This is a genomic window from Roseomonas sp. SRI_022 (genome assembly GCF_057586215.1).
Window position 1 is genome coordinate 1 of the sequence record NZ_JBYCZL010000040.1, and the last position, 20587, is coordinate 20587.

A 20587-nucleotide genomic window follows, 5' to 3' on the forward strand; every position below is an offset into this window, starting at 1 on the left:
GCAACGTCCCGCGCCAGCACCCCTGCCCCACGCGGCAGGCGCGCCGCTGCGGCCAGCGGGTCCGGCAGGCGCAGCGCATCCGAAACGAGCCACAGGGCCGGCAGCCGCCGTCCGCGCCGCGACGGCGGCACCAGCCGCCGGGCCCGCGCGGCGAGGTCAGCCATGCAACGGATTCCGGTGCGCGCCGATCTGCCCTAGCCTTGCCATCCCATGTCCCAGACCATCGATATCGCCGCCAAGCTGGCCGCCATCCGCAGCAGGATCGCCGAGGCCTGCATCCGCGCCAACCGCGCACCCGACGCGGTGGCGCTCGTCGCCGTCTCCAAGACGCATCCGCAGGACGCGGTCGTCGCAGCGCTCGTCGCCGGCCAGACCGCGTTCGGCGAGAACCGCGTGCAGGAGGCCGCGGCGAAATTCCCCGGCCTGCGCGCCGCGCACCCCGCCATGCGCCTGCACATCATCGGCGGGCTGCAGACCAACAAGGCGCGCGACGCGGTTGCCGTGGCCGATGTGATCGAAAGCCTGGACCGCCCGAAGCTCGCCGCCGCTGTCGCTGCCGCCATGGAGAAGGAGGGCCGCCGGCCCGACTGCCTGGTGCAGGTGAATACGGGGGACGAGGCGCAGAAATCGGGCGTGCCCCGCGCCGAGGCCGACGCCTTCATCCGCGCCACGCGCGAGGAATACGGCCTGCCCGTCACCGGCCTGATGTGCATCCCGCCGGTCGAGGGCGACCCGCGGCCGCATTTCGCCCTGCTGCGGGAGCTCGCCGCCCGGCACGGCCTGTCCGTGCTGTCGATGGGCATGAGCGCGGATTTCGAGGCGGCGATCGCCGAGGGCGCCACCCACGTAAGGGTCGGCTCCGCAATCTTCGGGCACCGCCCCGCCCCGGTGTGACGCACTGCCGGCACGTCCATTGCAGCGCCTTCGGACCGGATGATGGAGGATCGAGGCATGTCGGACATCTATGCAGCGCGTGGTTATGGCAGGCGCAAACAGGGTTTCGGCGCGAAACCGGGGCTCGTGGTGGTGGATTTCCAGCGCGGCTTCACCGACCCGGCCTTCCCGATGGGTGGTGCGCCCATGGTCGATGAGGCGGTCCGCCACACCGTGCCGCTGATCGAGGCCGCGAAGCGCGCCGGCCTGCCGGTGGTCGCCTGCGTCAACGGCTATCACAGCCGGCGCGCCGCGCCGCATTGGAAGGCCGACCCGGTCTATGACCTGCTGGCCGGCACGCCTTCGGTCGAACTGGACCCGAGGATCGCCGCCGCCGGGCCGGACGTCGTGCTCATGAAGTCGGCGCCGTCGATCTTCTTCGCGACCCCCGCCGGATCCATCCTGACGCACGAACGGGTGGACACGGTGATCGTCACGGGCTGCATCACCTCCGGCTGCGTGCGGGCGAGCGTGATCGACGCCTTCTCGCTCGGCTTCCGGGTCATGGTGCCGGCGGATTGCGTGGGCGACCACGACCCGGTGGCACATCAGCAGAACCTGACCGATGTGGATCGCCGTTACGCCGATGTGATCGACGCCGCGGCGGCGATCGCGGCGATCGAGGCCTGGCGCGAGAGCAACGCCCGATCAGGTGGAATCACCTGATCGGGCGAAGTTGCTCGCAATACATAAGGCCTGGCGACATTGCCGAGAGCCAGGGCGAACGGGAATGGCGCCAGGCGAACGACCGGCCTTGACGTGCCCGTCCCGGCGCGGGATCACCCCCGCCCCACATGCATGACGGTCCTGTTCGATGAGCCGCGTCTTCTCCGGCATCCAGCCCTCGGGCGTGCCCACCCTCGGCAATTATCTCGGCGCCATCCGCAACTGGGTGCCGCTGCAGGATACGCATGAGGCGATCTACTGCGTCGTCGACCTGCATGCGATCACCGTCTGGCAGGACCCCGCCGAGCTGACGCGCCAGACGCGGGAAATGGCCGCTGCGCTGATCGCCTGCGGGCTCGACCCGAAGCGCTGCATCCTGTTCGTGCAATCCCATGTGCGCGCCCATGCGGAACTCGCCTGGATCTTCAACTGCGTGGCGCGGCTCGGCTGGCTGAACCGCATGACGCAGTTCAAGGACAAGGCCGGCAAGAACCAGGAAGCCTCCTCGGCCGGCCTGTATGTCTATCCGAACCTGATGGCGGCCGACATTCACGCCTATCACGCGACCAAGGTGCCGGTCGGCGACGACCAGAAGCAGCATCTCGAACTCGCCAACGACATCGCACAGAAGTTCAACCACGACTACGGCGTGGAGTTCTTCCCCACCATCGAGCCGCTGATCCAGGGTGTGGCCGCGCGCGTGATGTCGCTGCGCGACGGTACGAAGAAGATGTCGAAGTCGGATGCGTCGGACCAGTCGCGCATCAACCTGACCGACGATACTGACACGATCGCCCAGAAGATCAAGCGGGCGAAGACCGACCCGGAACCGCTGCCCGAGCACCTCGCCGGGCTGGAGGGGCGGCCGGAGGCGCGCAACCTGGTCGGAATCCTCGCCGCCATCACCGGCACCCTGCCGGAGAACGTGTTGCGCGAGCATGGCGGGCAGGGCTTCGGCGCCTTCAAGAACACGCTGGCCGACGCGCTGGTCGCGCATCTGTCGCCCATCGCGGCGGAGATGAAGCGGTTGTTGGAGGACACTGCGGCGCTGGATGCAGCGCTGCGGCTGGGGGCCGACCGCGCCTCGGCGATCGCCGAGCCGATCGTGGCGAAGGCGCGCGAGATCGTGGGCTTCCTGCCGGCCAGGTGATGGCGAGCGACCGGGAGGGCCTGCCCTCCCGGACCCTCTCCCGCTGGGGGCATGCGTGCCCCCCAGACCCGCGAGACACCCGCCGTCAGGCGGCCGGCAGCCAGACGCGGAAGGTCGTCCCGACGCCTTCCTCGCTGTCGATCGTCAGCGTGCCGCGGTGCCGGTTCACGATGTGCTTCACGATGGCAAGGCCGAGCCCGGTTCCCCCCGCACCGCGCGACCGCGCCTTGTCCACGCGGTAGAAGCGTTCGGTCAGGCGCGGGATGTGTTCGCGCGGGATGCCCGGTCCGTCATCGGTCACGGCCAGCAGCACGCCATGACGGCCGTCGCGTCCCGCCGCATGGGTCACAGCCAACCGCACCTCCCCGCCCTGCCGCCCATAGCGGATCGCGTTGTCCAGCAGGTTGCGCACCACCTGCCCGATCTGGTCGGCATCGGCGGGTTCGGCGTTCGCCTGCGCCGGCAGGTCGAGCACCAGATGCGTCTTCCGCGCGGCGAGGATCGGCGCCAGCGCCTCGGCTTCGGACCGCGCGATGCCGGCGACATCGGCGTGGCCCGCGGGCGCCTGGTGTTCCGACACCTCGATGCGCGACAGGCCCAGCAGGTCGTCGATCAGCCGTCGCATGCGGTCGGCCTGCTCGGCCATGATCTGCAGGAAGCGCTGCTGCGCGGCGGGGTCGTCGGCGGCGGGGCCGCGCAGCGTCTCGATGAAGCCGATCAGGCTGGCGAGCGGCGTGCGCAGTTCATGGCTCGCGTTGGCGACGAAATCGGCGCGCGTGCGTTCGACGGCGCGTTCCCGCGTGCGGTCGGACAGTAGCACCAGGATACGCCCACCATCGGCCAGCGGCGGGTCGAGCGGGATGGCCTGCGCCATCAGCTCGCGCGGCATCGGCACCGGCAGGGCGAGATCGGCGACGGCCGGGCTGCCCGTCGCCAGCGCGCGGTCGAGCGCTTCGGCGAGTGCTGGATGGCGCAGCAGCACGGCGACGTCGGCGGGCGCGGTGCCGGCGCCGGGCGGCGCGCCCAGCGCATCGCGCGCCGCGCGGTTGGCGCGCAGCGGGACGCGTTCGGCGGACAGCACCAGCAGCGGGTCGGGCAGTGCCTCGATGATGGCGGCATCGGCGCGGCGCAGGCGTTCGACCAGCGCGCCGCGCTCGGCGAGGCTGCGCGCCAGCCGCGTCACGCCATCGGCAACCTCCTGCACGGATGGCAGCAGCGCGGTGACCGGCAGGTCCGGCACGTCGCCGCCGGCCGCCGCGGCGCGGATGCGCGCGGCAAGGCGCGCCAGGCTGCCCAGCCAGACGCGGGCGACCATGGCAGCCGAAGCGATCGTCGCGACCAGCGCCGCGCAGCCCGCCCAGGGGGCGAGCTGCCCCAGGCCCATCAGCAGCAGCAGCGTGGCGCCGGGCACCAGGGCGATGACGGCCGTCGCACGCAGCCAGGCGCGGCCGCGCGGCCGTTCACCCGTCATCGCAACATGCCCCGGGCGTCAGGAACCGGCGCCGCCGGGCTGCGGGGCAGGCTCGACCATGCGCGGTTCGCCCATCGCCTCGACAGCGAACAGCGCCAGACCGCGCTGCACCACCCCATCGGGCTGCAGGCGGATCGGGCCGTCCACGCCGTCGAATATCTCCCCTGTATTGGGGCCGGTCTGGCCGCGCGGGGTCAGGACGACGCGCGCGGCCACGCCCGCCGCGTCATAGGCGACGCCGGCGAGGCGCGGCGGACGCTCGCCGAAGGCGCCTTCGTAGCGGGCGTCGAAGCGGGCACGGCTGCGCGGGTCGGGCGCGGCGAACAGGGCCCCCTGTAGCGCCACCTCCTGGCCCATGCTGGCATCCTGTGCCCAGAGTGCATGGCCGAGGATGCGCGGCGCCGGTTCGGAAAGCCCCGCCGGCCCCAGCGCGGCCGCGATGGCGCGCGCGGCGCTGCCGGAACTGCCGAGCATCACGGCATCCAGCCCGCCGGCCGATCGCGTCGCGAGGTCCTGCGCCACCGAGGCCGCGTTCGCCCGCGCGGCGTGCAGCACGATGACCGGGTCGCTCAGGCCCCAGGTCGCGGCTTCCGCGCGCATCGCGGCGGCAAGGGCGCGGCCGAAGGCGTCGTCCGGCGCGGCAAGGCCGAAGCGCCTGGCGCCGCCCGACTGCGCGGCGCCCATGACGCGGCGCACCTGCTGCGCGGGCGTGACGCCCAGCGTCCAGATGCCCGGCCCGGCCTGCGCCGCATCGTTGGTGAAGGCGATGACCGGGATCCGCGCCGCCCGCGCGGGGCCGGACGCAGCGGAGGTCTCGGAGGCCGTCAGCGGGCCGACGATGACCCGCGCCCCGGCGGAGGCGGCGCGCCGGGCGGCCTCGGCGGCGCCGGAGGTGGTGCCGCCGGTGTCCATCGGCATGAAGTCGACATTGCGGTTGCCGCGTTCGAACAGGGCCAGTTCGGCCGATTGTTCCATCGCGGTGCCGAGCGGCGCCTGCGGACCGGACAGCGGCAGCAGCAGCGCGATGCGCGAGCGCGGCGGTTCCTGCAGCGGCTGGCGCGAGCCGATCGTCGAGACTTGCGGCCCGCAGGCCGCGAGGCCCACAAGCAGGGCCAGAGCGGGGATGGAGGTTCGGCGTGGGAGGCGTAGGCGAGACAGTAGGGACACGATGCGAGGATCCTCCCGCTGATCCGGCCGGGCGGCCCGGCCTGGTGCTCGTCGCGACGCCGATCGGAAACCTCGGCGACCTGTCCCCCCGGGCGCTGGCGGCGATCAGGGACGCCGATGCCGTGCTGTGCGAGGACAGCCGGGTGACCGGCGGCCTGCTCGCGCGGCAGAGCGTCGCGGCGACCATGATCCCCTTGCACGATCACAATGAGGCGGCGCAAGCCCCCAGGCTGGTCGATCGCATGAAGGCGGGCGAGCGTTTCGTGCTCGTGTCGGATGCCGGGACCCCGCTGGTGAGCGATCCGGGCTACCGGCTGGTGCGCGCGGCGATCGAGGCCGGGGTGAAGATCTCGGCCGTGCCGGGGCCGAATGCGGCGGTGATGGCGCTGTCGCTGTCGGGGCTGCCGCCGCATCCCTTCCTGTTCCTCGGCTTCCTGCCGGCCAGGGGCGGGCCGCGCGCGGCCGAGCTGAAACGCCTGCGCGGCATCGAGCGCGCCGGCCTGTCGGCCACCCTGGTGTTCTACGAAGCCCCGCACCGCCTGGCCGAGGCCCTGGCCGCGATGGCCGAGGGCTTCGGCGCGGACCGCCCGGCGGCGGTGGCGCGCGAACTGACCAAGCGGTTCGAGGAAGTGCGGCGCGGCAGCCTCGGCAGCCTCGCGGCGCACTACGCGACCGCCGAGGCGCGCGGGGAGATCTGCATCGTCGTCGGTCCCGCGCCGGAGGAGGCGGCGGCCGGCGAGGATGAGGTCGATGCGCGGCTGCGCGCGGCGATGGCAGGCGGCATGACCCTGCGCGACGCGGCCGCGAGCGTGGCCGAGGCGACGGGGCTGAAGCGGCGGGATGTGTATCGGCGGGCGCTGGAGCTCGGCGAGCAGGGCTGACGGCGCGGCGGCGCTCGATCAGGCTTGGTCGAAGCCGGCGGCGGCGACGTCGTTGGCGCCTTCATCTGCATTGAAGCTGTCGATGCTGCGCTCGGCGGCTGTGCGGAGCACGCCCTTGGGCTCGGCGAAGGCGTTCTCGAAGGGGCCATGGCGCGGGAGGTAGAGCAGGCCCGCCTCGGCAGCCTCGGTCGAGGCGTCGATACCCGGCGCAGTCGCGGCGACCCTTCGGACCCGCGCATCGCGCAGTGAAGTCCCGGTGATCGCGATCACAACGGGCTCGCTCCGGCGATACGGAGCAGCAACACAGGCGGCACATACCCCCGGCCACCGGGCCCGAACGGCCCGCAGCCAACGAGGAGATCGTGCCGTGAGCAGCTATTTCCCCAAATACGGCCAATGGGCCGTCCGCCAGACGGGCGATAGGACCGACTACTTCAATACCCACGACCTGGGCAGCGGCGACGACGCCTACACAGTGGACCACAACGACCTCGGGCCGACGGGTATCGAGATCCTGGATGGGATCGACCTCGCCTTCTACGTCGGCTGGGCCATCGACGCTGGCCTGGGGAATGACACCGTCACGGGCAACGTCCTCAGCGACTGGATCTACGGCAACGACGGCAACGACCTCCTGAACGGCGTCGGAGGCCATGACCTGCTCGAGGGCGGCGCCGGCAATGACACGCTCAACGGCGGCGAAGACAATGACACGCTCAACGGCGGTGCCGGCGACGACGTGCTGAGAGGCGACAGCGAGGACGATCTTCTCCAGGGCGACGAAGGTAACGACAAGCTCTATGGCGGCGCGGAGGACGACACGCTGCGTGGCGGTGCAGGCAATGACGAGCTCTACGGCGGTGACGACGACGACGTTCTCGAAGGTGGCGAGAGCGGCGACTACCTCTACGGCGGCGCCGGCACCGACACGCTGTACGGCGGGACCGGCGACGACTCCTATCGCATCTACGCCGACGATCCGGACACGATCGTCGAGCAGGCCAATGAAGGCATCGACACCGTCTACCTCGCCGCGAACAGCCATACGCTCGCCGCGAATGTCGAGCGCCTGGTGCTCGACTCCGGCTGGACTGCGAATGCCGACCTGACCGGCAACACGCTCGACAACGAGATCTTCGGGGGCATGGGCGCGGATCGCATCAACGGCCTGGCCGGCCACGACGCGCTGCACGGCGGTATCGGCAACGACGTGCTCAATGGTGGCGAGGGCAATGACTCGCTCTACGGCGAGGGCGGGGCCGACGTTGTTTCCGGCGACGCCGGCAATGACTGGCTGGATGGCGGCGCGAGCGCCGATACCCTGAAGGGTGGCGTCGGCAACGACACCTATGTGGTCGAGGACGCGACGGACGTGGTCGTCGAACTAGCCGACCAGGGCATCGACACGGTGCAGAGCCTGCTGCAGTCCACGACGCTTGCCGCCAATGTCGAGAATCTCTGGATCATCGGCACCGGGACGAGCGACGGCTTCGGCAATGAGCTGGGCAACGTGATGACCGGCAATACATGGAACAACTTCCTCGATGGCGCCGCTGGCAACGACTCGATTTCCGGCGATCTCGGCAACGACACGCTGCAGGGCGGTGATGGCGCCGACACCATGTCCGGGGGCTATGGCAACGACGTCATGCGCGGCGATGCCGGTAACGATGTGCTCGATGCCGGCGAGGGTGTCGACTACGCCTATGGCGGGACGGGCAACGACGTGGTGCGCGGCGGCAACGACGCCGACTTCGTCTATGGCGATGCGGGCGCCGACACGGTCTGGGGCGATGCGGGCAACGACTATGTCTTTGGCGGTGACGGCAACGACGTGCTGCACGGTGGCGCGGGGAACGACCAGCTGCGCGGCCAGGCCGGCACCGACCTGCTCTACGGCGAAGGCGGCGCCGACCGCTTCATCTTCAGCAGCACGCAGGAGACGGCCAACGGAAGCTTCGACCGGATCATGGATTTCGTCCGCGGCGAGGACGTGATCGACCTCTCCGGGATCGATGCTCAGGCCAGCCTCGCCGGCAACCAGAGGTTCTACTTCTCGAGCGATCAGCCCTTCTTCGGCAGCGAGGGCGACCTGTGGACCCGCACCACGGGTCTCGGCGACATGGTCGAGGGTGACCTGAACGGCGACGGGGGGGCCGACTTCTCGATCCTCGTCTCCGGCGTCTGGGGGCTGGAGGCTTCCGACTTCGTGCTCTGATCCGGCGGATCAGGGTCGGCTGGGTCGTCCGCTGGCTCGGACATTCGACGGGATGGCGCAGCGGTCGGAGGATCGCGGCGCCATTCGCGATGAACGGGAAACCGAGTGAACCGGCCTCAGGCGGTGGGGTGGTTGTTAAGGGTCTCGGAACGCTTCCCGGGAATCACGGGACGCCGGCGCGACATACGCCGGCGCAGGCGCCGGGAACCCCGTCGGGCCAGGATGCTGGCGAAGGCGCCCTACCCCTCGGCGCGCGGCACCATCCGCCCGATCCGCCGGCCGCCGAAGATGTGCACATGGAAATGCGGCACTTCCTGCCCGCCATCGGTCCCCATGTTGGTCAGCACGCGGTATCCGCCAGCCTCGACGCCGAGATCCTTCGCCACCTTTGCCACGGCGCGCCAGAAGCCGGCGATCTCGGCATCCGACCCGTTCGCGCTGAAATCGGCGATGGAGACGTACCGCCCCTTCGGGATCACCAGCACATGCACCGGCGCCTGCGGGTTGATGTCGTGGAAGGCGAGCGCATGGGCGTCGTCATGCACGCGCTTGCAGGGGATCTCCCCGCGCAGGATGCGCGCGAAGATGTTGGTGTCGTCATAGGGTGGCAGGCCGGTCACGGACATGGCGGTCTCCTTCGGGTGAGCATCCTCACCGGGCGCGGCGGTTGCGCAAGGCTGCCCGACGCGCCGGAGCGGAGGCACGCCGAGGGCCAGGGGCCTTTGGAATGCCGGGACTTGGCGCCGGGCAAGCGGTGACGGCGCATTCGCGACGGCTCGCCTTGACGAAAAGGACCAAAAACCTATAACGTATCACCATCATCACCTTTGCCAGGTCGGCCGAATCACTTGGTCCGGGGGCACCGCAGGGACAGCCTGCGAGGCAGAATAAAGGCCAAAAATCCTAAAAGCCTAAAGTGCTTTAGCCCCTTGCCGTCACCGCGCCCCCTTGCGATGCCTGGGCGAGGTTGAACGGAGAGACTATCGCCATGCCCCTTACCCCCGCGCAGAAGACCGCCCTTGAGGGCGTGACGACGGCGACACTGACGACCGTGCTGCTCAAGAAGGGCGTGCGCTTCTGCTACATCGCCGGTTCGCGGCCGATCGTGCCGGGCCAAGCGAAGCGCATCGTCGGCCCCGCCTTCACCCTGCGCTTCACCCCGACGCGTGAGGACCTGGCGACGGTCGATTCCTGGTCCTCCCCGCGGTCCACCCGTGCGGCGATCGAGGAGATGCCCGAAGGCTGCGTCGCCCTGGCCGATGCGATGGCCAGCACCGCCGCCGGCATCTTCGGCGACATCCTCTGTGCACGCATGGCGAAGAAGGGCGTCGCGGGCCTGGTGACGGACGGCGTGCTGCGCGACGGCGCGGGCGTGATCGGCACCGGCCTGCCGGTGTTCTGCCAGGGCTACGTCGCGCCGGCTTCCGTCGCCGCGCTGAACTTCGTCGGCTGGCAGGAGACGATCGGCTGCGGCGGCGTCACCGTCATCCCTGGCGACATCATCGTCGCCGACCAGGACGGCGCAGTGGTGATCCCGGCCGCGCTGCTGGACGCAGTGGTGGAAGCGGCGGTCGAGCAGGAACGGCTCGAGGCCTGGATCATGACCGAGGTGGACCGCGGCGTGCCTCTGCCGGGGCTGTATCCGCCCAACGCCGAGACCAAGGCGCGCTACGAGGCGACGCGGAAGTAGGTGGGCACTTGGAGGGGCGCCGCCCCTCCAAGGATCTCTCGAAACCCGGGGTGTCCCGTCCCTTGGCGCGGAGTCAGTGGGTCGAGGCGGCCCGAGCGGCGCACTCGACAACGGCGCCTCGGCGCCATCGACGGCTGCAGGCTCCAGAGTCTTGAGGGTAGGCGCCCCGCGCCTTCATGCTTAAGATGTTGAATTCCGGCCGCGTTCTCCGGTCGGCCTGATTAATTTCAGCCTTCGTACTGCCTGAATGGTGATTCATCGGTGCAAACCGCTGATCGAGTCCCAACCTTTCAGCGGGACGGCACCGTTGAACCCCAAGCCATTTCAGACAGTTGGTAGTCCATGGACGACAAGGATCGAGTCTTCGCCCGCTTCAAAGACGACAAGCCCGGGCCTTCTGACCGGCGCGAGTTGCTGACCATTCCACGACGCGCCGGGGCCCCGGGCAGCAGGGTCGTCGAGGTCGTGCATCTGCGTTCCGGCGGCGAGAGCAGGGATCGGTCGCGACGAGCCGACCCGCATGTCCGGGCTGCCTCATGGGAGGGTGGATTCCCGGCCAAGCAAGCCGCCGCGATCCCCATGCCGGTCGAGCCGGTGGCTGCTGAGACAGCAGCGCCTGTCACCCACGTTATGCCGGCATGGGTGTCGGCCACAGCCGAAGCTGAAGCGCCGCGGTCCGTCGATGCCGTGGAGCCCGTCATGCCTGTGCGTCGTGCTCGGGGGCGGCCACGCAAGCAAACGGTTGGCACGCCCGCGAGGCGCGTCGCGGACCCGTTCAACGCCGAAGACGACGGGGCGAACTGCATCCGCTGCGGCTATGCGATCGAGCCGGCGCGGGAGAAGTGCGGCCTGATGACGTGTGCGGGCTGCGGCTAAGGCCAGTCCACAATCCCCGAACTGGGTGGGCGCTGCATCTGCGATATGGATCGTTCAGGATCGAGGATCCGCCACCCGTTGTCGGATGACTGCCGCGGCTCTGCGCCGTCAGCCTGATCGCGAGGATCGAATCGAAGCCGTTCCTGACGCTCGATGGCGGAGATGTGCTGTCCATGCAGACCGTCGCATCGATGACACGTCAGCCCTGCGAAGGCTACATCAGGGAGATGGCAACGACGCTCGAGACTGGAGATGCGCCGACGCGGGGCAGCGCTGACATGACGCCGCGAGGGGCGCGTCCGTGCTGAGTGGCGCGCTTCTGTCGGACCTCAAGCGTCGCTATGCGGAGCCGCACCGTACCGTCCATACGTGGACGCGCATCGGTGAATTGCTCCAGATGGCGGAAGACGTCGTGAACGGCATCGCCGGGCGGTCGGCATTCATACTCGCCATCCTCTTCCACAAGGCGGTGCTCGACCTGCGATCTGCCGAATCGCCACGCCGCAGCGCCCTGCTCATGCGCGCCTTCGTCGGCGCCGGTGTGCCGCCCGATGTGCTCGATCGGGCAGAGGCGCTGATCATGGCGGTCGCGCATGGGGAGATCCCGGAGACCGATGATCCATCCCTGCGCGGGGATGCCGCTTTGCTTCTCGACTTCGATCACGCCGTCCTCGGCGCTGACGAGAGGTGCTTTGCGGACCACGAAGCCGCGTTGCGTCTGGAGTTCGCCCATCTACCCGATGAGAGGTACCGCCTCGCGCGGTCCGCCGCGTTGCAGATGCTGCTGTGGAAGGACCGCATCTTCCTGACCGACCGCTTCTTCCTCGAACGGGAGAAGCGCGCCCGGCGCAATATCGAGAGCGCATTCGTCAGGTTGGAGGCCGCTTAGAGCAACGCCCGACACGACGCGAGGTGCTTCAGAAGCCATATGCCCACGCAACTGTCACGGACAGCCGGCTTCACCCGATGCGGGACTCTCGGGCCATGGTCGAACCCTTCGGTTCAACAGCCGGCAGGGCGCCGCGCCAACGGCGCGCGAAGGCAGCCTTGGAACGCGTTCCCGGTTGGAAGGTTACCTCCCGGCGGTAGCCGCCTCAGGGGAGTTCCACCCTTGCTCCCGTCTCCCCGTTGAGCAGTCGCCGCAGATGGAAATTCGCAAGCGGGTCCGCAGGGTTCGCCCCGACCAGGGCCGCGAAGGCCGGCAGGGCGTCGGGTTCACAAGCGACGAGTCGCTCGAAGGCTGCACCATAGGCGCGCGTATCGGGCGCTTCGGATTGTTCGCTGGAGAGCAGCTCGTGGGCGCGCAATGGCTCATTGCGGCCACGCAGGAGGAGATCGCCGACCGGGCGTCCCATGAATGCCGCTACGCGCTCCGCAACCGCCGCGCTTGCGCAAATCCGCGTGCCCAGCGTCTTGTTGGCGGCTTCGAGGCGAGCCGCCGTATTGATGGTATCGCCGTGCGCCGCATAGTCGAAGTAGCGCCCCCCGCCGAAATCGCCGACCAGCGCGGGGCCTGAATGCAGGCCGATGCGGGTGATGCCGAGCGCGATGCCCTTGGCCTGCTGCTCAGCTCGGAATGCTTCGCAGAAGGCATCGAGGGCCAGCGCGCAGGCCACGGCGCGCGCAGCGTGGTCGGGCTGGTCTCCCGGCGCACCGAACAGAAGGTGCAATCCGTCACCGGTCCCTCGCATCACCGTTCCGCCATGCTCGAACACGATGTCGGTCGTGCCGGCGAAGTAGGCGTTCAGCAGTTCAAGCAACGATGCCGGTTCCAAGGTCTCGACCAGACCGGTAAAGGCGGCGATGTCCGTGAAGAGCGCCGTGACGTCGCAGCGCTGGCCGGCGAGATCCCGCGCGCGCCCCTCGGTCGCCAGCTCCGCTGCCAGGTTCGGCGAGAAGTAGCGCGCGAGTGCCGCATGTGCGCGCTCGGCCGCCGCGCGCCGTACCCGGGCGTCATGGGCCGCGGCAACGTGGCGCAGCGTCTTTGCGACCGTTGCCTCAAGATCAGCGAAGTCGATCGGCTTGGTCAGGAAGTCGAACGCGCCGCGATTCATGGCCGTGCGGATATTCGCCATGTCGCCATAGGCCGAGACGATCACCGTGGCGAGCGGCGTTTCGACATCCTGCAGGCGTTGCAGCAGCGTCAGGCCATCCATGCGCGGCATGTTGATGTCGGCAAGCACCACGCCGATCTCGGGGTGGTCGGCGACGGCTTCGAGCGCTTCGACCCCATCATACGCGAACCGGAAGGCAAGGCTGCCCTCGCGGACCTGCCGCCGAAACCTCTGCAGCATGAGCGCCTCGAGGTCCGGTTCGTCATCCACAACAAGGACGGTCACTGTCATGGACGGCCCTCGCGGCGCTCCAGCCGACGCTCGACATCGGAACGCAGCGCGCCGAAGTCGATCGGCTTGGGCATGAAGCCCTCGGCACCGCCGGCCAGTGAGCGACGCCGTGTCTCCGCGTCGCCATAAGCGGTGATGATGAGGACCGGCAGATCGGGCCGGGCAGCCTTGGCCTTCGTCAACAGTTCAAGCCCACTCATGCCCGGCATGTTGATGTCCGAAAGCAGCAGGATGATGTCGTCCGGGGCCGTCCCCTCGATGATCTGCAGGGCCTGCGAGCCGGAGGTCGCGAATCTGAGCTTGAAGCGGCCGGCCCGCAGGTCGCGGCGGAACTGTTGCCGGAACAGCGCCTCCATATCCGTCTCGTCGTCCACGACGAGGATCTGTGCGTTCATGCGGTTGCCTCGGCGAGCATGATGGTCCTGGGCAGCGTGACGACCACGTCGGTGAACCGACCGGCCTCCGTCGCGACCGCGATCGTCCCGCCATGCTGTTTCACGATGATGTCGTACGAGAGCGACAGGCCCAGCCCCGTGCCTTCCCCCGCCGGCTTGGTGGTGAAGAACGGTTCGAAGATGCGCGCACGCACCGCGTCCGGGATCCCCGTACCGTTGTCATGGACACGGATCTCGACCGCATCCGGCAATGCGCGCGTGGCCAGGCGCAGCGTCGGCTCGAACACCTCCGGCTCCAGCTCGACGCGCTTCTTGTGCACGGCATGGAAGCCGTTCCCGATCAAGTTCAGCAGCACGCGGGTGAATTCCTGTGGATAGAGCTCAACGCGCCCGACCGCCGGGTCGAAATCGCGCTCGAGGGCAACGTTGAACCCCAGCATTTCGGCGCGCGCTGCGTGGTAGGCCAGGTTCAGCGCCTCGTCCGCGACGGCGTTGAGGTCAACCGCGCGACGCTCGCCGCCACTCTCGCGCGAGTGGGCCAGCATGTTCCTGACGATGCTGTCGGCACGCTTGCCGTGCAGAACGACTTTGGTGAGATTTTCGCGCATCATGGTGCCCAGTTCGGCGACTTCCTCGCGAATCTTCGGGTCGAGGCCAGGTCCTGCCGCTGCCAGCGCATCCGTCAGCTCCTGCATCAGCTCCATGGCGAGATCGGCGAAGTTGTTGACGAAGTTCAGCGGATTCTTGATTTCGTGAGCGATACCCGCGGTCAATTGGCCGAGCGAGGCAAGCTTCTCGGTCTGGACCAGCCGATCCTGCGCGGCTCTCAGATCGTCGAGCGAGCGGGCAAGATCGAAGGTCCTGTCCGCGACCTTCGCCTCGAGCGTTTCCTGCGCCTCCTGGATGCGGGCCGCCATCAGGTTGAAGCGCTGCGCCAGGGCGCCGATCTCGTCCTTCGAGGTGACGGAGATGCGCTGTTCCAGATCACCTTCGCCGAGCCGCTGGGCACCGGCCTGAAGCTGGAGGATGGGCACGACCATGCGCCGCGCGAGCCAGCCCCCGAGCAGCAGGGCCAGCAGGATGCTGAGCGCAAGCACGACGAGCAGTTGGTAGAGCGTGCCGAGCACCGACGCCAACACCTCCCGCCGGGGCAGTTCGACGAACACGAACCAATTCAGCTTCGGGATATGGGCATAGGCCGAGAGTACCGTGCGGCCATCCAAGCCGGTGACGGCGCCGAGGGCGTTGTCGAGCGAGCCGGCCCCTGTTCGGAGAGCCTGCGCCACCTGTGGCAGGTGGGACAGGTCGGTGCCGCGCAGCACGAGACTCATATCCGGATGCGCGATCAACTGGCCCGAGGCGTCGGTCACGTAGGCGTAGCCATGCTGACCAACCCGGATGGCGGCAACGACGTCCCAGATGAGCTTGAGATTCACGTTCGCTGCCGTCACGCCCGGATTCCGGCCCGCATGCGCGACGGAGAGCAGCATGAAGGGTTCGGATCCACGCCGGAAATAGATCGGGCCGTACCACACGCGATCCGCGATCGCCTGGGTAAAGCGCGCCGCTGCCGACAGGTCGTCGCCGCTGCCGATCACATCAGGCTCGAGGCGAGACAGGCGGAGCTGTTCGCGCCCCGCGCCATCGATGTACTGCACGTCGGTGATGGCCGGTGCCTGGCGCAGAAGGCGGATGAAGTCGTAGCGTCGTTCGTCGAGGGAGCTCCGCGCCCAATCCGCCCCCGTGGTCCAGCCCATCTGGCCTTCGATCTCACCGATGAACTGCGCCACGCGATCGGCCGCAACGAAGGCCTTTTCGCGCTGCGCCGCCACGGCGGAGGCCGTGGCCCTCGTATAGGACAGCCACATGTTCGCCGTGCCGGTGGCAACGAGCGCAATGGTGACCAGGCCGACCAGGGTGCGGGCGAAGCGTCGCGCGATTCCACTCGGGAGGAAGCCGAAGAAGGCGAACTCCATCCGGCGGGCTATTGCGGACAGTATCCCCGGGCGAGCCAGCTCCGTCGCGGCGCGCGCTGCCGTCATTCGATCACCTCGTCGGCACGGCCAAGAAGTGGCCGCCGAAGTGAGATGCCGAACCGACGCGCCGTCTGCAGGTTGATCAGGAGTTCCAGTCTCGTGATCTGCTGCACCGGCAGGTCGGACGGTTTCTCGCCCTTGAGTATGCGTCCGGTATAGATGCCGGTCTGGCGGTGTGACTGCATGAAGTCGCCGCCATAGCTCATGAGGCCGCCCGCCATGGTGAAATCCCGCGTCTGGGTGATCGCGGGCATGCGATGGCGCAGGGCGAGTTCCGCCAACTGCTCGCTGCGGAAGGCGAAGAAGGGGTCGGAGGTGAATACGAGCCCGCCCGCCTGCAGCGCGGGCAATGCCGCGAAGACGGCGTCGAACTGCTCCTCGGTGCTGGCTGGCAGGATGTGAAGCTGCAGGCCGAGCGCGTTGCCAATCGCGCGCAGATTCCCCAGCTGCGCATTGGCGGTGGGGCTCGTCGGGTTGACCACGATGCCGACATTGAGGGCGGTCGAGACCGCCTCATTGAGGAGCTCCAGCCGCTTGGAACTCGCTTCGACGCTGAGGCTCGACACGCCCGTGAGGTTGCCTTCGGGCCGGTTCAGGCTGCTCACGACACCCAATGCGACGGGATCGCCGCCCATCTCGAACACGATCGGGATCGTTCTCGTCGCGGCCTTCGCCGCAAGCGCGACGGGGGCGCCGCCGGGTGCGACGATCACGTCCACGCCGCGCTGGACGAGATCTGCCGCAAGTGCCGGCAGCCGGTCGTACCGGCCCTCCGCCCACCGAAACTCGAGCGCGACGTTCCTGCCCTCGACATACCCGGCTTCGGCGAGGCCCTCGCGAAAGGCGCGAAGGCGCGACATGATCGGCCGGGCCGTTTCAACGCCGATATAACCGATCACCGGCGTCGCAGGTGCCTGCGCGCGCGCGGCGACCGGCCAGGCGACCATCATGCTGAGCAGAGCGATGTTTTCTCGCCGCTTCATGGAACATTTCACCCGCGCGATTGCAGCCCTGGCCCAAGCCTAGCATTACTGGGGCAGAATGGTATTGGGCGGGAACGGGATGGTCCCCGAGGCGCGGCTGATGCAGTTGCAGTTCCGCCGTGGGCCGTTGCTGGCACTGGGATCTGGTCCGCTTCGGCGCATGGCGCGGCTGGTGCCTGCGCGCATCCCCTTGAAAGTGGCCGGCCCCGGTTGCATTTCGTTGGTTGACGAGCGGCCCGGGCCTTCCTAGGGTTCGGCCGCTTCCCGCCTGCGGCGCGGGGCGTTCCGCGCCAGGCGCCGCCAACTTCCTTCCTTCCTTCCTTTCGGGACTTCGCCCGTCGCGCCGTTTCTCGGCGCGGTTCCGGGTGAACAGGCCGCACTGCGCGGGCCATCCGCGTGCATGAGGCCCTTGGGAACGTCCCGGCCAATCCCCTGCTACGGACAGCGTCCAGCACCCATGCACCTTTCAGAACTCAAGGCCAAAAGCCCCGCCGACCTTCTCGCCTTCGCCGAGGAGGTGGGCGTCGAGAACGCGTCCTCGCTCCGCAAGCAGGACATGATGTTCGGCATCCTCAAGACGCTCGCCGAGAATGAGCAGGCGATCTACGGGGAAGGCACGCTCGAGATCCTGCCGGACGGCTTCGGCTATCTCCGTTCGCCGCAGGCGAACTTCCTGCCCGGGCCGGATGACATCTACATCTCCCCCGCCCAGGTGCGCCGCTTCGGCCTGCGCACCGGCGACACGGTGGAAGGCCAGATCCGCGCGCCCAAGGATGGCGAACGCTACTTCGCGATGCTGAAGGTCAACAGCATCAACTTCGAGCCGCCCGAGGCGCTCAAGCACCGCATCAACTTCGACAACCTGACGCCGCTGTATCCGAACCGCCGGCTGAAGATGGAGAACCCGGAGGTCGAATCCGTTGCGAAGTCCCCCACCAAGGACAACACGCATCGCGTCATCGACCTGATCGCGCCGATCGGCATGGGCCAGCGCGCGCTGATCGTCGCCCCGCCGCGCACCGGCAAGACGGTGATGCTGCAGAACATCGCCAAGTCGATCTCGGCCAACAACCCCGAGGTCTTCCTGATGGTGCTGCTGATCGACGAGCGGCCCGAGGAAGTCACCGACATGGCCCGCACGGTGAAGGGCGAGGTCGTGGCCTCCACCTTCGACGAGCCGGCGACGCGCCACGTCCAGGTGACCGAGATGGTGCTCGAGAAGGCCAAGCGCCTGGTCGAGCACAAGCGCGACGTCGTCATCCTGCTCGATTCCATCACGCGCCTCGGCCGCGCCTACAACTCGGTCGTGCCGTCGTCGGGCAAGGTGCTGACCGGCGGTGTCGACGCCAACGCCCTGCAGCGCCCCAAGCGCTTCTTCGGCGCGGCGCGCAACATCGAGGAAGGTGGCTCGCTGACCATCATCGCGACCGCACTGATCGACACCGGCTCGCGCATGGACGAGGTGATCTTCGAAGAGTTCAAGGGCACCGGTAACAGCGAAATCATCCTGGACCGCAAGCTGTCCGACAAGCGCACCTTCCCGGCCATCGACATCACCAAGTCGGGCACCCGCAAGGAGGAGCTGCTGGTCGACCGCGCCACCCTGTCGAAGATGTGGGTGCTGCGCCGCATCCTGAACCCGATGGGCACGCAGGATGCGATGGAATTCCTGATCGACAAGCTGAAGTACAGCAAGACGAACCAGGACTTCTTCGATGCGATGAACACCTGACGGTGTTCCTCGCATCCGCTTTGCCTCCGCATGCCTTCGGCATGACGCGATGAACACCTGACGGCGCCCCCGCCGCCACGCTTCCCCGGCGTGGCGGCCGCGGCCTATCCTGCCGGACACGACAGGGGCCGCTGGCCAGGGGGGACGCCGTCGATGAGCCGCCGCACGAAACTCATCCTCGGTGTGCTGCTGGCCGTGCCGCTGATCGGGCTCGCGGCCGTCTTCGTTATCCTGCCGCGCATCGACCTCGCCAGCCGCGTGGCGGCCCGCGGCACGGCGGCGCTCGGCCGCAGCCTGACCATCGACTCCCTGCGCGTCTCCCCCGGCCTCAGGACCAAGGTCGAGATCCATGGCGCCCGCCTCGCCAATATTGAGGGTGGCAGTGCGCCGCAGATGGCGACGCTGGCTTCCGCCACCGCCACGCTCGACCTGCTGCCGCTGCTGCGCGGCCAAGTCGTACTGCGCGAGGTGCGTGCAGAAGGCTTCACCCTGCTGCTGGAACGCGATGCGCAGCGGCGGCGCAACTGGCGCTTCGGCGGCGCCGACCCGGCCGGGCCCTCCGCGCCCTTCGCGCCGGAACCGCCCGACCGGTCCGGCTTGCCGGTGCTGCTCGACATCCGCCTGGCGCGCAGCGAGGTCGTCTTCCGCACCAGCAGCGGCACGCCCCTGCGCAGCGAGATCACCTCGGCCAGCATCGCCGCGCCCGCCGCCGACCAGCCGCTGCGCATGCGCGTCGCCGGCGCCTACAACGCGGTGCCAGTCACGCTGGAAGGCACCTTGGGCACGCCGGCGCAGCTGCGCGACGGCCGAGCGCCGTTCCCGATGGCCTTGGTCGCTGTCGTGCCCGAGACGAACCTGACCTTCGACGGCACTTCCACTGATCCGCTGAATTTCGACCGGATCGAGGGCCGGATGAGCCTGGTCGCGGAATCGCCCGGCGCGATCCTGACCATGGCGGGCGCCGGCCCCGGCCCGGCCTTCCCGGTCCGACTGGGCGGCACCTTCCGGCGCCAGGGTGATGTCTGGAGCCTCACCGACGCGCGCGGCGAGGTCGACGGCGAGGCCCTGGCCGCGCCACGGCTGCAGATCACCGAAGGCGCGTCCGAGCAGCCGGACACGGTCGTGGCGGAAATCGACTTCACCCGGCTCGACCTCAATGCGCTGTTCGGCACCCCGGCCCGGCAGCCGGGCGCCGAGCGCGGCGACGCCGATATCCCGCTGACCTTCGCCGTGGCGCCGGACCCGCGGCTGCATGTGAAGGCGACGGCGCGTGAACTGGCCTATGCCGATCTCGACGCCACGGATGTCCGCCTGGTCGCCTCGGCGGAACCCGGGCGCATCGCCGTCGAGACCTTCGCCCTGCGGGCCTACGGCGCGCTGCTCGAAGCCTCGGGCGCGCTGGAACCCGCACCGCGCGGCGGCCGCGTAACCGCCGAGGTGGCGATGCGCGAGGGCGATCTCGACACGCTGCGCCGCGCCTTCGGCATACGTTCCTTGCCGGCCCGGGGGCCGATGGAGGCGCGCGTCACCGTCTCCGCCGAAGGGGCGACGATGAACGCGGCGACGCGGCGGGCGAATGTCGCTGCTGTCATATCGATGCGCGGCGGCACCATCGCACGGGAGGTGATCGAGATGGCCTCAACCGACCTGCGCGCCCTGTTCCGCACCGCGCGGGGGAATACGCCGCTGACCTGCCTGCTGGCTGTGGTCGATGTCCGTGCCGGGCGAGGGGAAGCGGCGCCGCTGCGCATCCGTGCCGAGACGGGGACGATCAGCGGTCTCGCGACCTTCGACCTCAACCGCAAGCGGATGGACCTGGTGATCGGCAGCCAGCGGGACACCACGGATTTCTTCGCCCTCGACATCCCGGTGCGGGTCAGCGGGACCTTTGCCGACCCATCCATCGCGCCGGCGAGCTGGTCGCGCGATGGCCGCGCGCGGCTAGCCGCCGGGGATCGCGTGGCGCCGCTGCCGCCCGCCCTGCGCGACTTCGCCCGGCAGAACCCCTGCTTCCGGGCTGGCACGCGGCGGTAGGGGAGCCCGC

18 protein-coding genes are annotated in these 20587 nt (G+C 69.1%); 10 read left to right on the top strand and 8 right to left on the bottom strand.

The window, feature by feature from the left end; all coding sequences use genetic code 11:
- The first annotated feature begins 210 nt into the window (after positions 1-210).
- The 3 genes from AC2YHJ_RS25695 to trpS all read left to right on the top strand — a co-directional run bounded on the left by AC2YHJ_RS25695 (position 211) and on the right by trpS (position 2749).
- Positions 211-894: a YggS family pyridoxal phosphate-dependent enzyme gene (locus AC2YHJ_RS25695; RefSeq protein ID WP_487399036.1), complete on the top strand. Its 684-nt coding sequence runs from the start codon at positions 211-213 to the stop codon at positions 892-894.
- A gap of 57 nt (positions 895-951) precedes the next feature.
- Complete coding sequence (locus AC2YHJ_RS25700) at positions 952-1599, top strand: isochorismatase family protein (RefSeq protein ID WP_487399037.1); 648 nt, start codon at positions 952-954, stop codon at positions 1597-1599.
- A gap of 148 nt (positions 1600-1747) precedes the next feature.
- Positions 1748-2749: a tryptophan--tRNA ligase gene (trpS, locus tag AC2YHJ_RS25705; RefSeq protein WP_487399038.1), complete on the top strand. Its 1002-nt coding sequence runs from the start codon at positions 1748-1750 to the stop codon at positions 2747-2749.
- A gap of 85 nt (positions 2750-2834) precedes the next feature.
- Here the strand turns inward: trpS and AC2YHJ_RS25710 are convergent, their stop codons facing one another.
- The gene (locus AC2YHJ_RS25710) at positions 2835-4220 is read right to left on the bottom strand and encodes an ATP-binding protein (protein ID WP_487399039.1); all 1386 of its coding nucleotides are present in this window, start codon (positions 4218-4220) and stop codon (positions 2835-2837) included.
- Positions 4221-4238: 18 nt separating this feature from the next.
- Positions 4239-5387, bottom strand: coding sequence for a penicillin-binding protein activator (locus AC2YHJ_RS25715; RefSeq protein ID WP_487399040.1), 1149 nt, complete (start codon positions 5385-5387; stop codon positions 4239-4241).
- Between the two features lie 44 nt (positions 5388-5431).
- Between AC2YHJ_RS25715 and rsmI the strand changes: the two genes are divergently transcribed.
- On the top strand, positions 5432-6268 hold the full coding sequence (gene rsmI / locus AC2YHJ_RS25720; protein ID WP_487399041.1) for a 16S rRNA (cytidine(1402)-2'-O)-methyltransferase: 837 nt from the start codon (positions 5432-5434) through the stop codon (positions 6266-6268).
- Between the two features lie 18 nt (positions 6269-6286).
- On the opposite strand, the gene AC2YHJ_RS25725 is transcribed toward rsmI, so the two are convergent.
- Positions 6287-6538 (bottom strand): hypothetical protein, encoded by a 252-nt coding sequence (locus tag AC2YHJ_RS25725; RefSeq protein WP_487399042.1) that lies wholly within the window; start codon positions 6536-6538, stop codon positions 6287-6289.
- A gap of 97 nt (positions 6539-6635) precedes the next feature.
- Between AC2YHJ_RS25725 and AC2YHJ_RS25730 the strand changes: the two genes are divergently transcribed.
- A complete protein-coding gene (locus tag AC2YHJ_RS25730) occupies positions 6636-8486 on the top strand; it encodes a calcium-binding protein (protein WP_487399043.1) in 1851 nt (616 codons plus the stop codon).
- A 239-nt stretch (positions 8487-8725) separates the two neighbouring features.
- Here the strand turns inward: AC2YHJ_RS25730 and AC2YHJ_RS25735 are convergent, their stop codons facing one another.
- A complete protein-coding gene (locus tag AC2YHJ_RS25735; protein ID WP_487399044.1) occupies positions 8726-9112 on the bottom strand; it encodes a histidine triad nucleotide-binding protein in 387 nt (128 codons plus the stop codon).
- Positions 9113-9474: 362 nt separating this feature from the next.
- Between AC2YHJ_RS25735 and AC2YHJ_RS25740 the strand changes: the two genes are divergently transcribed.
- The 3 genes from AC2YHJ_RS25740 to AC2YHJ_RS25750 all read left to right on the top strand — a co-directional run bounded on the left by AC2YHJ_RS25740 (position 9475) and on the right by AC2YHJ_RS25750 (position 11941).
- Positions 9475-10176 carry a ribonuclease activity regulator RraA gene (locus AC2YHJ_RS25740; protein ID WP_487399045.1) on the top strand — a complete coding sequence of 234 codons (702 nt, stop codon included), beginning with the start codon at positions 9475-9477 and terminating at the stop codon, positions 10174-10176.
- A 342-nt stretch (positions 10177-10518) separates the two neighbouring features.
- Positions 10519-11052, top strand: coding sequence for a hypothetical protein (locus AC2YHJ_RS25745; RefSeq protein WP_487399046.1), 534 nt, complete (start codon positions 10519-10521; stop codon positions 11050-11052).
- Between the two features lie 301 nt (positions 11053-11353).
- Entirely contained in the window at positions 11354-11941 is a 588-nt protein-coding gene (locus AC2YHJ_RS25750) for an HD domain-containing protein (protein WP_487399047.1), read from the top strand.
- A gap of 205 nt (positions 11942-12146) precedes the next feature.
- On the opposite strand, the gene AC2YHJ_RS25755 is transcribed toward AC2YHJ_RS25750, so the two are convergent.
- The 4 genes from AC2YHJ_RS25755 to AC2YHJ_RS25770 form a co-directional block, all read right to left on the bottom strand.
- On the bottom strand, positions 12147-13397 hold the full coding sequence (locus AC2YHJ_RS25755; protein WP_487399048.1) for an adenylate/guanylate cyclase domain-containing protein: 1251 nt from the start codon (positions 13395-13397) through the stop codon (positions 12147-12149).
- On the bottom strand, positions 13394-13792 hold the full coding sequence (locus AC2YHJ_RS25760) for a response regulator (protein ID WP_487399049.1): 399 nt from the start codon (positions 13790-13792) through the stop codon (positions 13394-13396). The genes AC2YHJ_RS25755 and AC2YHJ_RS25760 overlap by 4 nt, the downstream gene beginning before the upstream one ends.
- The gene (locus AC2YHJ_RS25765) at positions 13789-15768 is read right to left on the bottom strand and encodes a sensor histidine kinase (protein WP_487399050.1); all 1980 of its coding nucleotides are present in this window, start codon (positions 15766-15768) and stop codon (positions 13789-13791) included. The genes AC2YHJ_RS25760 and AC2YHJ_RS25765 overlap by 4 nt, the downstream gene beginning before the upstream one ends.
- 62 nt (positions 15769-15830) lie before the next feature.
- Complete coding sequence (locus AC2YHJ_RS25770) at positions 15831-16778, bottom strand: ABC transporter substrate-binding protein (RefSeq protein ID WP_487399051.1); 948 nt, start codon at positions 16776-16778, stop codon at positions 15831-15833.
- 490 nt (positions 16779-17268) lie between these two features.
- On the opposite strand from AC2YHJ_RS25770, the gene rho reads away from it, so the two are divergent.
- Together rho and AC2YHJ_RS25780 are read left to right on the top strand one after the other, a co-directional pair.
- Complete coding sequence (gene rho / locus AC2YHJ_RS25775) at positions 17269-18543, top strand: transcription termination factor Rho (RefSeq protein WP_487399052.1); 1275 nt, start codon at positions 17269-17271, stop codon at positions 18541-18543.
- Between the two features lie 153 nt (positions 18544-18696).
- The gene (locus AC2YHJ_RS25780; RefSeq protein WP_487399053.1) at positions 18697-20577 is read left to right on the top strand and encodes an AsmA family protein; all 1881 of its coding nucleotides are present in this window, start codon (positions 18697-18699) and stop codon (positions 20575-20577) included.
- Positions 20578-20587: the final 10 nt, after the last annotated feature.